The 15516-nt window shown below is 35.9% G+C and carries 13 protein-coding genes; 6 read left to right on the forward strand and 7 right to left on the reverse strand.

Annotated features, from left to right (window positions below; genetic code table 11):
* Positions 1 to 41 precede the first annotated feature (41 nt).
* The 5 genes from Q4Q55_RS00825 to Q4Q55_RS00845 all read right to left on the reverse strand — a co-directional run bounded on the left by Q4Q55_RS00825 (position 42) and on the right by Q4Q55_RS00845 (position 7682).
* The gene (locus tag Q4Q55_RS00825) at positions 42 to 2753 is read right to left on the reverse strand and encodes an STT3 domain-containing protein (protein WP_303370928.1); all 2712 of its coding nucleotides are present in this window, start codon (positions 2751 to 2753) and stop codon (positions 42 to 44) included.
* 194 nt (positions 2754 to 2947) lie between these two features.
* Entirely contained in the window at positions 2948 to 5101 is a 2154-nt protein-coding gene (gene topA, locus Q4Q55_RS00830; protein ID WP_303370929.1) for a DNA topoisomerase I, read from the reverse strand.
* Between the two features lie 113 nt (positions 5102 to 5214).
* Positions 5215 to 5376: a hypothetical protein gene (locus Q4Q55_RS00835; protein WP_303370930.1), complete on the reverse strand. Its 162-nt coding sequence runs from the start codon at positions 5374 to 5376 to the stop codon at positions 5215 to 5217.
* A gap of 44 nt (positions 5377 to 5420) precedes the next feature.
* The gene (gene serB / locus Q4Q55_RS00840; RefSeq protein WP_303370931.1) at positions 5421 to 7124 is read right to left on the reverse strand and encodes a phosphoserine phosphatase SerB; all 1704 of its coding nucleotides are present in this window, start codon (positions 7122 to 7124) and stop codon (positions 5421 to 5423) included.
* A 12-nt stretch (positions 7125 to 7136) separates the two neighbouring features.
* Positions 7137 to 7682 carry a TATA-box-binding protein gene (locus tag Q4Q55_RS00845; protein ID WP_303370932.1) on the reverse strand — a complete coding sequence of 182 codons (546 nt, stop codon included), beginning with the start codon at positions 7680 to 7682 and terminating at the stop codon, positions 7137 to 7139.
* Between the two features lie 460 nt (positions 7683 to 8142).
* On the opposite strand from Q4Q55_RS00845, the gene cyaB reads away from it, so the two are divergent.
* Genes cyaB through fen form a run of 6 tightly spaced genes read left to right on the forward strand, consistent with a single transcriptional unit; the run spans position 8143 to position 13296 of the window.
* Positions 8143 to 8691: a class IV adenylate cyclase gene (gene cyaB / locus Q4Q55_RS00850; protein ID WP_303370933.1), complete on the forward strand. Its 549-nt coding sequence runs from the start codon at positions 8143 to 8145 to the stop codon at positions 8689 to 8691.
* Positions 8692 to 8737: 46 nt separating this feature from the next.
* Positions 8738 to 9901 carry a homocitrate synthase family protein gene (locus tag Q4Q55_RS00855; RefSeq protein WP_303370934.1) on the forward strand — a complete coding sequence of 388 codons (1164 nt, stop codon included), beginning with the start codon at positions 8738 to 8740 and terminating at the stop codon, positions 9899 to 9901.
* Positions 9902 to 9910: 9 nt separating this feature from the next.
* Positions 9911 to 11164 (forward strand): homoaconitase large subunit, encoded by a 1254-nt coding sequence (gene hacA, locus Q4Q55_RS00860; RefSeq protein WP_303370935.1) that lies wholly within the window; start codon positions 9911 to 9913, stop codon positions 11162 to 11164.
* Between the two features lie 9 nt (positions 11165 to 11173).
* Positions 11174 to 11734 (forward strand): chorismate lyase, encoded by a 561-nt coding sequence (locus Q4Q55_RS00865; RefSeq protein ID WP_303370936.1) that lies wholly within the window; start codon positions 11174 to 11176, stop codon positions 11732 to 11734.
* 9 nt (positions 11735 to 11743) lie between these two features.
* Positions 11744 to 12304 (forward strand): chorismate pyruvate-lyase family protein, encoded by a 561-nt coding sequence (locus tag Q4Q55_RS00870; RefSeq protein ID WP_303370937.1) that lies wholly within the window; start codon positions 11744 to 11746, stop codon positions 12302 to 12304.
* Between the two features lie 8 nt (positions 12305 to 12312).
* A complete protein-coding gene (gene fen / locus Q4Q55_RS00875) occupies positions 12313 to 13296 on the forward strand; it encodes a flap endonuclease-1 (protein ID WP_303370938.1) in 984 nt (327 codons plus the stop codon).
* A 216-nt stretch (positions 13297 to 13512) separates the two neighbouring features.
* Here the strand turns inward: fen and Q4Q55_RS00880 are convergent, their stop codons facing one another.
* On the reverse strand, positions 13513 to 14163 hold the full coding sequence (locus tag Q4Q55_RS00880) for a DUF2119 domain-containing protein (protein WP_303370939.1): 651 nt from the start codon (positions 14161 to 14163) through the stop codon (positions 13513 to 13515).
* A 23-nt stretch (positions 14164 to 14186) separates the two neighbouring features.
* Positions 14187 to 15437 carry an adenosylhomocysteinase gene (locus tag Q4Q55_RS00885; protein WP_303370940.1) on the reverse strand — a complete coding sequence of 417 codons (1251 nt, stop codon included), beginning with the start codon at positions 15435 to 15437 and terminating at the stop codon, positions 14187 to 14189.
* Positions 15438 to 15516 lie beyond the last annotated feature (79 nt).

Raw genomic sequence — 15516 nt, forward strand, 5'->3', positions numbered from 1 at the left:
CCATAATAAAATAAAAAAAGAAAGATTAGGAAACTCCTAATCTAATTGCTTGATGTTGTATTTTCACTAGTTGAGTTGCTGCTACCATCAAAGTTTACTTTGAACAGCATTACACCAGGTTCTGTGTGAACATTGGTGAACACATCCTGTCCGGCTCCACCCATAAGGTAAAGTCTGGTAAACATCGAATTTGCCAATTCATTGCTAATCAGGAACGGAGTGTAGTCATCTCCAGTACCCATCAGGAAAATAGTGAAGTTTCCGTTTTCAGCACCCTTAATCGATTCGTTTTTCATGATGTATCCATCTTCTATAACAATGATGTTGGATGCATTGTAAGGATTGTATTCGGAATTGTTTACCATAATCTTTTCACCGCTTTCTGTGTATACTGATTCTATGTGAGCTGAAGTTGTATTGTTGCCAGCTCCTCTTTGAATGACAGCATTTACAGTCAATCCTTGATCTTCCATCAGGGTCAAGTTAGCGGTCTGATTAGCCTTGACAGTTACTGTGCTTGTTGGAACCAGATAGTTGTAGTTTTGGGAAGATTGGTTTTCGAAGTTCCATTTACCGAAGTAACTCCACCAGCCAGCTTTTTGAAGCATATCTGAAGATGCTACAAATATCACAGGGCGTGGATTGTCAGGGTGTGTGTAATTTACAACATCACTAGCCTGAGCTGAAGTCAATTTATACTTATCGACCAATGTTTTTTGAGCATCACTTGATGATTTAGGCAGGATATCAATTAATATATCGGTTGCCTTACCGGTATCTTCATTGGTTACATTTTCAACCAGATACTGAGTTGCCCTCTCACCAGTGGTGTCCAACATTCTAAATATACCTGCAGACAGATCCAGGTTATCGGTACTCATTGCCTGACCCAACCAGAAAGCACGGCTTCCTGTCTGGGAACCCCCATCGAATGTTACTTGTTTGTCAGCAGCAATCTCAAAGAGGTAACCGAAGTCCCACCAGGATGTGATTACAGTATCATTAGATTGAGTTTCGTTAATCCATTGCATTGCATTCCACATTGAATCACTGGTACCCGGAACTACATTTTCTGAAGTCTGATAAGCTCCGCATACGGTCGGAGTGATAAGTGCAATTACAATTGCAATGATAACAACATATTTTTTAATTGGAACTTTAACAGAAGCACTGGATTTAATACCATAGACAGTTATTAAACCGGCTGCAACGATTACAGCAAATATTGCAATTCCATAAACGGTATTGATAGTTGCTAAAGGAACAGCAGCTAAAAATGCGCAAAATACTGTAATTGCAATAAGCCATCTGTCATCGGACAATCTGTTTTTAATGTAATCGGTAGCGTAAGTTACAAATACACCAGCCAACAAACCAAATGGCAATACGATTGTGGTAATGAACCTTGAACCTCTACTTACCGCAAGGGCTGTGATTACAATCCACACTACGAACAATGTAGCGTACAATATTGTCAAACGTTTATCGGCTAAAATATCTATATTTTCACCGAATTTCAAATCGGTCAATGAAAGTTTGAATCTACGGTCATTATCAATTTTCTTGGAAGCTGAAAGCCTGTTTCCTTTCTGTGGTTTTCCAACTGATTTGATAGTCTCTTTGACAGAGCGGAATTTTAAAGATCTTGAAACTAAAATATAAGCTGAAGTCAAAGCGGCAAAGAATACTGCAATACCACCAATACCGTTGATGAAACCACTGGTATTAGCTAAGAACATTGAAGTCATTCCACTGCCCAGCATAGAAGGCATTTGCATCTCTGCAACAGAAATAAGAACATTCGGGAATCCACCCACAACTCTTGAAGCAGATTGCAAGCTTAATAATGAAGTTAAACTTCCAAATATGCCAAATACTCCATCTACACCTTTAAATACTGCAAGACCTGCAAATCCTAATACTCCTAAGAGTACAATTGATAACAGTTCTTTATTATGGACAAACCAGGAGATTTTGCTTGGATAATCACTTTGGTCATCACCCACATTAAAGTAGTAGCATGCAATTAAGTACACGATTGAGAATATTCCCATTAAACCTATATAAAAGATATAACCAGTCCAAGATTGTGAGAACAATCCAATTGAAATAATGGACAGTGCAGCATAGATTACTTTAAGAATAATATTATCTGTCCTTATACATTCAACAAAGAAGAATATGAAGAACAGTGAAAATATGTAATAGAACATATCTGTATCGAAGAATCCTGGGAATGTGTGTGCAAAGTAGTTTGGAGCAAGAACGATGATTATTGTTGCAACGATTGCACCATAATCATTGGAAATTCTTCTAGAAAATATAAATGCCGGAATTACGGCAAGTGTAGAAATTAATGCACCAGTCCAAAATGCAGTCTCCTTAATAGAATAGTTTCCTCCAAAGAAACTGTTTGCCACATCATGCAACCAGTTAGTGACATATACGATACCCAGTTCATAATTAATTTCATTTCCGTCAGGAGCATATCTGTGCATATCCCATGCACTATCATTTATCAATACATCTCCCACATGACCATGATCTACATAATTCTCTGTCAACCTTAAGTTATAATATGAATCCATTTCACTGAAATAAGGAAGACCAGATGAATCAACATATTCTGCCTTAATATCATTGCCTAACATAGGCAAATCAGCTGCAGGAGCTTTTAACGCGAAAACAACAGCTAACAAAATCAAAATAATGATTATTGATTTGCTTATTGTTAAAATTGTTTGTTTATTCATATAAATCCTCTGTATATCTCATTAAGATTAAAATCCCATAAAATACAAGATTTTAAATAAATTTAATTAAAATTATTAAAAACAAATAAAAATATTCATAGTTGATGTGAAAAAATATTTTTATTGAATAGTATATATTTAATTCACCATTATTAAATATTATGGATTAATCTAAAAAGAAGAAAAATTAAAAATTAATTTAATTTTGATTCAAGTTCATCAACAGAACACGTGAAGTTGCATTTTGGAAAACCTTTGCATCCTATAAATTCTCCAAACCTACCAGATCTTTTCAAAAGAGGTTTTCCACATTTTGGACACTTGCCAACCTCTTCAGGTTTGTATTTTTTCGTATTGTCCTTACCACAGTTAGGATCAAGGCACATTTCGCGCCTGTTTTTACCTTTTCCCGCAGCAATCATTGGAAGGCCGCACTTTTCACAGGTCTTTTTAATAACTGAAGCATTTTTCGGAAGAGAATAAGTGACATTGCAATCCGGATAATTTGTGCATCCCACAAAACTCCCATAACGGCCTGATCTTTTAACAAGCTTGCCTCCACACTCACATTCGCCAACAATATTTGTTGCCTGATAAGCTTCATACAATTTAGAACCTATTCCTTTCTGATTTTTATCAATGTCAACCAGAATACCTTTAACGTCCTTTTCACCTTCATTGATGACACTTTCTTTAGTGGCTTCATCCTTATTGATGCCCTCAAGCTTGTTTTCCAAATCTCTTGTGAGTTCCTCACTTGTCAGATTACTACAATAGGTATTCAAAGTATCGATAAGGTCCTCACCCAATTTATTGACTTCTATTTTGGTACCTTCTATATATTTCCTATCATAGAGTTTGTCAACGATGTCTGCCCGGGTTGCCTTGGTTCCGAGGTTTTTCTTTTCAAGCTCTTTTATTAGAGATGCCTGGTTATAGCGAGCAGGAGGTTTGGTTTCCTTTTCATCTTTGATAAGCTCCTTAACGCTCATCAAATCCCCTTCACTGACTTCCGGGAATCTCTCATCATCGATTTTTTTAAACGGATAATGCTCCATCCATCCCTTATGAGTAACCCGTCTGCGCTTGAATTTGAATTTCTCATCTTCAATGTCCAAAGTTGCACTCATGGTTTCAAATTCTGCAGATTCGAAAAATACCGCAATAAACCTATAAACAATTAACTCATAAATCTTCTTCTCGTCACTGTTAAGAGACTTAGGAAGTATTCCTGTTGGATGGATTGGAGGGTGAGCTGCATCCTCTTTTTTACCATTGTTAGGTTTTAATTTTGAAGGCAATTTAGAAATATGCTTTTTAAACTCAGGGTTTGCTGACAATTGCTTAAAAATATTGTCAAAACCTAAGCTTTCAGGTAATTTTTGAGATGAAGTACGTGGATAAGAAGTATAACCTGCACTGTAAAGGTTTTGAGCGGCAACCTGAGTTCTTTTTGGTGAAAAACCAAATACACTATAAGCTTCGGCCTGAAGACCGCTTAAGTTAAAAGGAACAGGAGGTCTTGTTTTTGATTTTGTAAACTTTATTTCATCAACAACAGCATCCTTGCCTTTGCATTTATTATAAATCTCATCGGCACGGGCCTTATCAAAGATATTCCTATCCACATGCCTGATTTCAATATCTTCAAAGTCCAGAATTGCTCTTATAACCCAGTAAGGTTCAGGGACAAATTCCCTAATTTCTTTTTCACGTTTTACTAAAATTGATAGAGTAGGAGTCTGAACTCTTCCAACAGATAATTTTAAGAATCTGTGCTTTGTTTTTTTAACGGAATCTGATAAAGCAATGGAAATGTTCATTCCAAAGTAATAGTCAAGGATATGACGTGCAATACCATTATCCACCTGATGCATGTCAATGTCAATTCTGTTTTCGTAAGCATCGACAATGTCCTTTTTAGTTAAAGTGGAAAACTTCATTCTTGAAACGTTATTTAATGAATCCTGGCCACAAGCATATTTTAAAGCATTGTAACCAATTAAAGTTCCTTCAACATCATAATCGCAAGCATGAATATAGGAATCAGCATTTTTACCAAATTTTTTAATAGCTCTAAGGTAGTCCCGTGTAAAAGCACTGCTTTTGTTGATTTCATGGGAAGGAGCCCAATGAAGATCAAAAGAAACTCTGTACCTTTTGTTTTTTTCAGGAACCAATGAATACAAATGGCCAACACCAGATAAAACTGTTATGTCCTTTGAATCTCTTTTAAGTTCCCAATATTTAACTTTTTTATTATATACCTTCTTTTTTGCACTTGGTGAAAGTGCTTTTGCTATTTTTTCTGCTGAACTCGGTTTTTCGCAAATTATTACTTCATGCATTATACTCTTACCTAACAAAAATTTTTTATAAAATATTTTAATGAAATTTTTAATATAAAAATATTACTATTTTTTCAGCTAACAGCAAAACAGTATTAAAATCTTAAAATTAGTTATTCCTTTTTGGTTGGAATGTCTTCATTGTAGAAACGGTAGAAATCAGCGCAAAAATCACAAATCGGAAACTGACCATTTCTGTAGTAAGCAAGGTCCGCTTTGTTCATGTCAAATTTTTTACCGCAAATAAAACAAGTTTCAATTTTCTCTTCGCACATGGTATGACCTTAAAAAAAAGTAAAAAAAAGTAGGTTAAATGAATTTAACCTATGTTGTATTTTTGCAAGAGTAAAATCTCTTCGGTAGATACTTTTCCACCTTTTTTGAATTTTTCAAAGATTTCTTCAGCTCTTTCTTTTTCTTCACGGTTTTTATTAGCACCAGGTGAAGATTTGTTATCGGATTTTCTGCGTTTAGGTTTGTTGGAACCTAACTTTTTGTTGATAACATGAATATCACTTAAGATAGCTTTGAATTCTTCATGTTTAGCTGAAGCGTTTTTACGAGCTTCAATAAATTTTTTGTGAGCTTCATCAGCTGCAGTTCTGATATCATCAGTTTTTCTGAAGTAAGTGAGCATTTCTTCGTGAGCTGCTTGAGCTTTTTCGGAAAGTTCAATTACTTTAGTGTGTTCTTCTTCAGATAATTTTTTGAGCTCTTGAGCTTCAGATTTAACGGATTCATCTTCATGAATTTCCATTAATTGTTTTCTTAAATCATTAGCATTTTTAACAAGCTGATTTTCTTTTTTAATGTCTAAAACGCGAGTTTCAATGATTTTATCAATTTTTTTGATTTCATTTTCTATTTTAATTTTGTCACGTTTACCTGAAGACCATTCGAGATTTTTGATCTTGGTATTAGCATCGTTACGAGCCTTTTTAGCAGCTTCAACAGCTTTGTTGATTTCATTACGCTCGTTTCTGAATTCGATAGCTTTGTTTAAGTTTTCTTTTAAAGATGCATTTAATTCATCTCTAATTTTACGTTGTTCTTTAGCTATTTTGTTGAATTCTTCCCTTTCTTCAGCAACTTTGGAGATTTCAGCTTCTTTTTCATCTTTTTGTTTTCTTACACCTTCCATGGTGTCAGCGAGAACAAAATTGGATTCAGGAAGACCTTTATCAGCTTTTTTAGATTTTGCTTTTTTAGCTTCAGCATCTTCTTCTGCAGGTTCAGCAGCATCTTCAACAACTTCTTCCCCTACAGCTTCTTCAGCATCTTCTTCTGCAGGTTCAGCAGCATCTTCAACAACTTCTTCCCCTACAGCTTCTTCAGCTTCAGCTTCTTCAGCAATTTCTTCTTCTACAGTTTCAGTTTCAGCATCATCAGTGGTTAATTGATTAAGGATTTCATCTAAGACTTTGCATAAGTCTTTTTCTTCTACTACTACATCAGCAATTTCTTTTACGGAATCTTTTGCATTGAATGCAATACCGCAACCTGCTGATTCGATCATGGAAATGTCGTTAGCGCCATCTCCAACAGCAACTACTTCATCCAAAGTAATTCCTGCTTCTTCAACATGGTCTTTTAATACATCCAATTTGGAACCTGATACTAAAGGACCAGTCACTTCACCAGTTAATTTACCATCTTCGACTGTGAAACTATTTGTGTAAACTGTGTCAACTCCAAGTTTATCTTTAATTTTATCAGCCACTACATCAAAACTACCACTAATGATAGCTACATCTACATCTTTGTCTTTTAAACATTTGACGGTTTTGCAAGCTCCAGGCATTAATGGAAGTTCATCAGCAACTTTTTCGATTTCTTCAATTGAAGTTCCTTCAAGAAGTTGTACTCTGTCTTTAATAGAAGTTTCAAAGTCTATTTCACCTTGCATAGCTTTTTCAGTAATTTCAGCTATGTCATCTTCAACATTTGCTAATTTTCCTATCTCATCTATCGCTTCACCATCAATAATAACGTTATCTAAGTCAAATACTACAAGTTTAATCAATAATACCACCAATTATATTAAATCTAGCTCACTTAATCTGTCGTAAGCTCTTTCGACACCAAGTTTAGCGTCGCTTTTTGTTTTAGCTCCAGTACATACAACCTTACCGGAACCGAATAATAATAAGACCACTTTAGGGTCTGATAATCTATATACCAAACCAGGGAATTGTTCTGGTTCGTATTCAGTATCTTCAAGTTCTAAAGCTACTGCTTCTAAATTTAATGTGGATTCTAAGTTAGCAGAAGCCACAATGTTTTGAATTTTAATTTCAAACTCATGAGGAATTTCCGTATCGACAGTCCTCATTAAATCTACAGTTTTTTTGATTGCCAATTTGGAATCATCTATAGATTTTGCTCCAGTACATACAAGCTTACCAGAGCTGAAAATTAATGCTGCGGTTTTAGGATCTTTAAGTTTAAAAACTAATCCCGGAAACTGTTCACGATTAAAATTAACCCCTTCCAAAGCTTGTGACACTTCAGTAAGAACTATGTCTTTACCAATGCTTGCAGAAGCAACAATGTTTTCAATTTTTATGTCAACATCGGTCAATTTAAAACCTCCAATTATGTTATTAAAATAAGAAAGTAAAATTTAAGAAAACAAAAAAAATATGTTAAATTTTTACTAATAAAATATTTAATTTAAATAGTATATAAATGTATGTTTATATAACAGATATATCGAATTTTTTAAAAATTATTGAAAATTTATTTTTTCAAAGATGACAAAAAATAATCAGAGCATTTATAAAACAAATATGATAATTAAAGTCCTGCTTAAAAACATCCTTATATAAAGACTTATAAATAAAATCAAAAAATTATATAAATATTCCAAAAAAATCATTTTCAAAAAAAATCATACAACCTTTAAAAAAGAAAATTAACAGCACACATCATCATGAAACCAAAAAATGTAAAAATTAGAGATTTGAACTGAGAAAAAATACCTGTTGGAATAACATAATTTTTTAACCACAAAACATCAAAAAATTAACCAGTTGATTAAAATGATAGAAGTTGAAGTCAAAGCCAAGATTAATAGTTTCGATGAAATCGAAGAAAAGCTCGCACAAATAGGTGCCAGGAAAACTAAAAATGAATTTCAGGAAGACATTTACTTTAATAGCCCAGTAGTTGATTTTGCAGAAACTGATGAGGCGTTAAGAATCAGAACCACAAAACAGAACAATGAAACCAATATTTTCATAACATACAAGGGTCCAAAGATTGACAAATCATCGAAAACACGAAAAGAAATAGAAATGGGCATTGCGAACAGCAGTCAGTGCAGTGACATATTTGAAGCAATCGGATTTAGAAAAGTCAGAACTGTGAGAAAAAACAGACAATACTTTACTTATGAAAATTTTGAAATATCTCTTGATGACATTGAAGGTTTGGACCCCTATATGGAAATTGAAATAGCTTTAGAAGATGGTGAAGATTACAGTGAAGCTCAAAAGTCCATATTCAAATTATTTGAAAAATTAGGAATTACTGATGGATTTGAGAGAACTTCATATCTGGAACTTTTAGAAAAGTTAAATAATGACTAAATAATAATATTATATATTAAATTTATATTCCAGAGAAGTGATTATATTGCAATATTTCATAAGTCATTATAATAAGGAAAGTGAAATTGCTTTTCCAGAGGATTTCATTATTTATGATACAACATTAAGAGATGGTGAACAAACCCCTGGTGTCTGTTTCAGTCTTGATAATAAATTAGAAATAGCCAGGAAACTTGACCAATTCAAGATTCATCAAATTGAAGCCGGTTTTCCGATAGTTTCACAAAGAGAACGTGAATCAGTGAAAACAATAGCCAACGAAGGTTTAAGTGCAGACATTCTTGCTTTGACCAGGACAAAACCTGAAGACATTGATGCGGCACTCGATTGTGACGTGGACGGAATCATCACATTCGTCGGAACATCCGACATTCACCTGGATCACAAAATGCACATCACACGCCAAGATGCGATTAATCTATGTGAAACTGCAGTGGATTATGCTAAGGACCATGGTTTATATGTTGCATTCTCTGCGGAAGATGCTACCAGAACAGACATTGACTTTTTGAAAAGAATCTATTCGAAGGCACAGGAATGCGGAGCTGACAGGGTGCATATTGCAGACACCACAGGCGCAATCACACCACAGGGAATCGATTATCTGGTAAGGGAACTTGTTAAGGATATTGATATCAACATTGCCCTTCACTGTCACAACGACTTCGGTCTTGCTGTCATCAACTCAATTACTGGAGTTTTAGCCGGTGCAAAAGGAATTTCCACAACAGTGAACGGTATCGGTGAAAGAGCAGGAAATGCATCACTTGAAGAATTGATCATGGCTTTGAAAATATTATACGGCAAAGATTTGGGATTCAAAACAAAATACATTAAGGAATTATCCGACATCGTATCCAAAGCAAGCGGGCTTCCTATTCCATACAACAAACCTGTCGTTGGAAACAATGTATTCAGGCATGAATCAGGAATCCATGTTGATGCAGTTATTGAAGAACCTTTATGCTACGAACCCTATGTTCCGGAACTTGTCGGTCAAAAAAGGCAGCTCGTTTTAGGAAAGCATTCAGGATGCAGAGCAGTGAGGGCAAAATTGAATGAATGCGAATTGGATGTAAGTGACGATGAGCTAATTGAAATTGTCAGACAAGTTAAAAAGCAAAGGGAAGAAGGAAAATACATTAACGACACTGTATTTAAAGAAATCGTTAAAAATACAAAGAAATAAGGTCATATTATGAACATTACTGAAAAGATATTATCTTCAAAAGCAGGTCATGAAGTAAGTCCCGGCGAGATTATAGAAATACCTGTTGACCTTGCAATGTCACATGACGGAACATCACCGCCAGCAATTAAAACTTTTGAAAAGGTTGCTGATAAAGTATGGGACAGTAATAAAATAGCTATTATCTTTGATCATAACGTTCCGGCAAATACAATCGGTTCTGCGGAGTTTCAAAAAGTTTGCCGTGATTTCATTAAAACCCAGAATATCACCAAAAATTTCATCCACGGCGAAGGAATCTGCCATCAGGTGGTTCCTGAAATGGGATTGGTGGAACCTGGAAAAGTCATTGTAGGTGCAGATTCACACACATGCACATATGGTGCATTTGGAGCATTCTCAACAGGAATGGGTGCAACAGATCTTGCAATGGTTTGGGCAACAGGTAAAACCTGGTTTATGGTTCCAGAAGCCATCAGAATGGAAATTGAAGGTGAATTCAATCCGTATATTGCGCCAAAAGATATAATTTTAAATATCATCGGAGAAGTTGGAATAGCCGGTGCGACTTATAAAACTGCTGAATTTTGCGGTCCTACAATAGAGAACATGGGCGTTGAAGGAAGGGCGACCATGTGCAATATGGCCATTGAAATGGGGGCTAAAAATGGAATAATGGAACCCAACAGAGAGGTCATTGATTATATCTGCCAAAGAACAGGCAAAAAAGAATCGCAATTGAATATCATCAAATCAGACCGTGATGCTGTTTACGAAAAGGAAATGCACTTTGACATCAGCGATATTGAACCTCAAATTGCATGTCCGAATGATGTTGACAATGTCAAGGACATCTCAAAAGTTGAAGGAACACATATTGACCAATGTTTGGTCGGTTCCTGTACCAACGGCAGATTGTCCGACCTTAAAGATGCTGCAGACATTCTAAAAGATAATAAAATCAACGATGATGTAAGATTACTGATACTCCCAGCATCCCGTGAAATCTACAGACAGGCAATGCATGAAGGATATATCGAAACATTCATCGATGCCGGAGCAATCATTTGCAATCCCGGTTGCGGACCTTGCTTAGGAGGACATATGGGAGTGCTGTCAGAAGGAGAAGTCTGCATATCAACAACAAACAGAAATTTTAAGGGAAGAATGGGCGATCCTGCTTCCTCAGTATATTTATCCAACTCCAAAGTGGTGGCTGCCTCAGCAATCACAGGAGTTATTACAAATCCGAAAGACATATAGCTGGTTAAAATGACAGGAAAAAACGAAGCGAACAAAGCATTAATTGACAAGATAAACGAAGTGGAAAAAGAAAACAACAAGAAATTCTCCAATACTCAAAAAATTCTTCTGACAACAGACGGGTCCATTACAGCCATTTTGGATGTGCTGTACGGCAAAATCACACTGACAACTATTGACCAACACTTTGAAAATGCCGATGCTGAACATGCCCAATTGGTTAACGTTCCAATAGGAGAACAGATTAACTTTAGAGAAGTTATAATGCACAAGGACGATAAACCGTTAATATATGCAATATCACACATTCCCCTATCAAGATGTAACGATGAGATATGTGCGGATTTAATCAGGGCAGACATACCTATCGGAAGAATATTGAAAAACTATGATATCGAATCAAGAAGGGAAATCAATAATATATACATTGAAAAGCCAAATGACAAATTAAAGGAGATATTCGGCACCGATGAGGAAATGCTGGCCCGCGATTATGTTATTATTAATTGTGATAAAATTTTAATGTGGATTAAAGAAGTATTCCCAATAAGCCAATTTACTGAAATCTGAGTGATAGGAATGACAACCGAAGGCGAATCTATAAACAATGAAATTAGAGAGAAAATAATGGAACTGGAGGAGCAGCATGATGTATCCCTTTCAACTATCCAAAAGATATTATTAACAATCGAAGGGCAGATTGTAACAATATTGGACGTCTTATACGGGAACGTCAAATTGTTCATAATAGACCAGTGCATGATAAAAGCTGACAAACAGACCGCTGAAAAACTGGACGTGAGTGAAGGAGACGAAATAGATTTGAGAGAAGTCATTGTCCATAAGAAAGGTCATCCGTTAGTTTATGCAAAATCCTATATTCCTAAAGACCGCTGCAGCGACAGAGTTATCGATGAACTGTTTAAAGAAGAGTCAACGACAAGCCGAATAATGTTGGCCCATGAAATCGAGACTACAAGAAAAATCAAGGAAATTTCAATTGAAAAACCAACAGCACTACTGAGAGAATTATTCAATACAACCGAAGACATGTTATCACGCGAATATGTAATGATACACAAAAAGAAAGTTGTAATATGGACTAAAGAGTTATATCCTTTAAGTCATTTTAAAGAATAGGTGATATTGTGGGTGTTAAACTGAAAGACATTGTGGAACCAAAAGCGATTAGCTTTAAAGACCTTGAAGGCAGAAGCGTTTCAATAGATGCATTTAACACACTATATCAGTTTTTATCCACAATCAGACAGAGAGATGGCAGACCCTTAAGCGATGAAAATGGAAACATAACATCCCATCTAAGTGGAATACTATACAGAAACTCTTCAATGATTGAAAAGGATATAAAACCAATTTATGTTTTTGACGGCAAAGCCCCAGAGCTTAAAAGTGAAACTCAGGCAAAAAGAAGAGAAATAAGAGAGGAATCAGAGAAAATCTACAAGGAAGCTTTAGCCGCAGGAGATACTGAAAAGGCCCGTAAATTCGCAATGAGGTCATCAAAACTTTCACCGGAAATTATCGAATCATCTAAAAAACTGTTAACATTAATGGGCATCCCATATATTGAAGCCAAAGGAGAAGGAGAAGCCCAAGCGGCATATCTGGTAGCGAATGGGGACGCATATGCTGTAGCATCACAGGATTACGATTGTCTACTGTTTGGAGCAAAAAGGGTTGTAAGAAACCTTGCAGTCAGTTCCAACTTGGGAAATCTGGAATTCTATGAACTGGACAAAGTGCTAAGACAGCTTGACATTACCCGTGAAGAGCTTGTTGACATGGGAATATTAATCGGTACTGACTTTTGTGAAGGTCTGAAAGGAGTGGGAGCCAAAACCGCTCTAAAATTAGCCAAAAAAGGACAGCTTAAAGAGAAATTGGCGAAACTTCAAAAGGAATCAACTCATGATTTGGAGGAAGTTCGTGACATTTTCCTAAACCACCATGTTAACACAGATTATAAAATCAAATGGGAAAAACCAAAACAGGACAAGATTATTGAGTTTTTATGCTATGAACATGGTTTTTCAGAAGACCGCGTTATTAAAGCATCAGACAAACTTAAAAATTTAAGTTCATCACAAGGCAGTCTTGATGCATGGTTTTAAACCTCCCAACATGTAAACGACGACAAATAAAGTTAAATAATGAAATCAACTAATATTATAATTGATTCAGATAATTTTGTCTACAATATCACCACAAACCACGTTGTAGATGATTAGTAATGGCTGCTGTAATGGATGCAGGAAAGCTATTGCATTTTAGTTATTTGAATCTGGTTGATGATTCCTCACCACCCTTAGACAGGAATCATTAACTATCTAATAAGGTGGAAAATCCTCACCAAAGACTTTTTTTGCATATTGAATAGCCAAATCAACTTGCTCCCTGTATCGAATCATCATCTCCCTTTCAAAATGCTGCCTGGAAGGAGATTCTAAAATTAGCTTAAGCAGATTTTCATAAGTTTCAATAGCCGCTTTTTTATCAAATCCGTATTCTTTAACAATTTCCGGATTCAGTTTTTCAATGCAGGGAAATTCCAATGTTTTACAAACGGTTTCTGTTGAAAAATAAGTCATTCTGATTAATGGAGATACTGATGACACCAGAACATGATTTCCCAATTTAATCAACGGAGGAATGCCTGTACGTTTATATCTTCCCATTGAAGTCAGCCGATTATAATTTTTAAGGTTATAGCAGTGAAGTTCCGTATAAAAATCAGGTTCAAAGTATTTAATCAAATCAAGAATTTTCAATCCCAGTTCGGATTTATAATACTCTTTTTTAATTGTTGAGATATATTCTGTCTTATCAAAATTATAAAAATAGAATTGTCCGTCGGACAGGTCATCAGTTTTAATTCTTTTGATGAACTTTAGAGAAGTTACACCTTCATTTCCGTGAATTCCGCCAATGAATAACTTGGTTGGACCTTCACCATTGTCAATGTATCTAAAATAAGACATAAAAATAAAAAGTTGAAGGAATTTTATGTTCCTTCTTGCCAGTTAGCCATGTAAGCTTTTTGTTTATCTGTCAATAGGTCGATTTCAATGCCCATTGCATCCAATTTCATGCTTGCGACAGTGTAGTCGATTTCGTCAGGAGCTTTTGTTACGCCTACAGGCAAATCGTTTTCAAGGATGTGTTTTGCGGACAATGCCTGTACTGCAAAACTCATGTCCATGATTTCGGCAGGGTGTCCTTGGCCTCTTGCTGCTGACAAGTTAACCAATCTTCCGTCAGCCAACAGATAGATTTTTCTTCCGTCTTTGGTGGTGAATTCCTCGATGCTTTCACGCACTTCTTTAACACCGGTTGAAATTGCTTCCAAATCAGGTCTGTTGATTTCAACGTTGAAGTGTCCTGAGTTTGCAAGCATGCATCCGTCCTTCATATATTTGAAGTCATCACCTGAAATGATATCGGCATTTCCGGTTACGGTAATGATTAAATCTGCCTGTTTTACTGCTTCTCTGATGGTCATTACTCTGTATCCGTCCATTCTTGCTTCAAGTGCTCTTATAGGATCAACTTCTGTTACTATTACATCTGCACCTAAACCGGCCGCACGTAAAGCGAGGCCACGACCGCACCAGCCGTATCCGCAGACAACTACTGTTTTTCCTGCAATCACCATATTGGTTGTTCCCATGATTGCATCGAAACTTGATTGGCCAGTACCGTATCTGTTATCGAACAGGTATTTTGTATAAGCGTCATTCACTGCGATTACCGGGAATTTCAATGCTCCGTCTGCATGCATTGCCTGTAGCCTGTGCACACCGGTTGTGGTTTCTTCACAGGCCCCTTTAATATGGGACAATAACTCTTTTCTTTCGTTGTGAAGCACCATAATCATGTCTGCTCCGTCATCAATGATTATGTCCGGTTTGTGGTCAAGAACCATGTTGATAGTTTGATAATACTCTTCATCGTCCTGTTCTCTCCAACCGTAAACGTTCAATCCAAGGTCAGCCGCTCCGGCAACTGCATCGTCATGAGTGGATAACGGGTTGCATCCGGTCATTGCAACTTCAGCACCACCGGCCATTAAAGTCAAACCTAAATTGATTGTTTTAGGCTCCAAATGCAAACATGACCCAATTGTAATACCTTTGAACGGTTGAGTTTCAATATATTCTTTTTTAATGGATTCCAAAACAGGCATATGTTTTTGAACCCATTCAATCTTTCTAACACCTTCCGGCGCTAAAGACATGTCCTTAACTTTACTCATTTTAAATCACCATATATAAAAATAATATTAATATTATATAATTTGAAGTAATTAAATATATCTCAAAATTTCAAAAAAA

The organism is Methanobrevibacter sp., from assembly GCF_030539555.1.
Taxonomy (GTDB): domain Archaea; phylum Methanobacteriota; class Methanobacteria; order Methanobacteriales; family Methanobacteriaceae; genus Methanocatella.

Bases quoted from the DNA above. Each gene is read 5' to 3' on its own strand.
- Q4Q55_RS00880 (WP_303370939.1), bottom strand. From the start codon at position 14,163: ATGTCTTATTTTAGATACATTGACAATGGTGAAGGTCCAACCAAGTTA.
- topA (WP_303370929.1), bottom strand. From the start codon at position 5,101: ATGCATGAAGTAATAATTTGCGAAAAACCGAGTTCAGCAGAAAAAATA.
- Q4Q55_RS00825 (WP_303370928.1), bottom strand. From the start codon at position 2,753: ATGAATAAACAAACAATTTTAACAATAAGCAAATCAATAATCATTATT.
- Q4Q55_RS00865 (WP_303370936.1), top strand. From the start codon at position 11,174: ATGACAGGAAAAAACGAAGCGAACAAAGCATTAATTGACAAGATAAAC.
- Q4Q55_RS00885 (WP_303370940.1), bottom strand. From the start codon at position 15,437: ATGAGTAAAGTTAAGGACATGTCTTTAGCGCCGGAAGGTGTTAGAAAG.
- hacA (WP_303370935.1), top strand. From the start codon at position 9,911: ATGAACATTACTGAAAAGATATTATCTTCAAAAGCAGGTCATGAAGTA.
- Q4Q55_RS00870 (WP_303370937.1), top strand. From the start codon at position 11,744: ATGACAACCGAAGGCGAATCTATAAACAATGAAATTAGAGAGAAAATA.
- cyaB (WP_303370933.1), top strand. From the start codon at position 8,143: ATGATAGAAGTTGAAGTCAAAGCCAAGATTAATAGTTTCGATGAAATC.
- Q4Q55_RS00835 (WP_303370930.1), bottom strand. From the start codon at position 5,376: ATGTGCGAAGAGAAAATTGAAACTTGTTTTATTTGCGGTAAAAAATTT.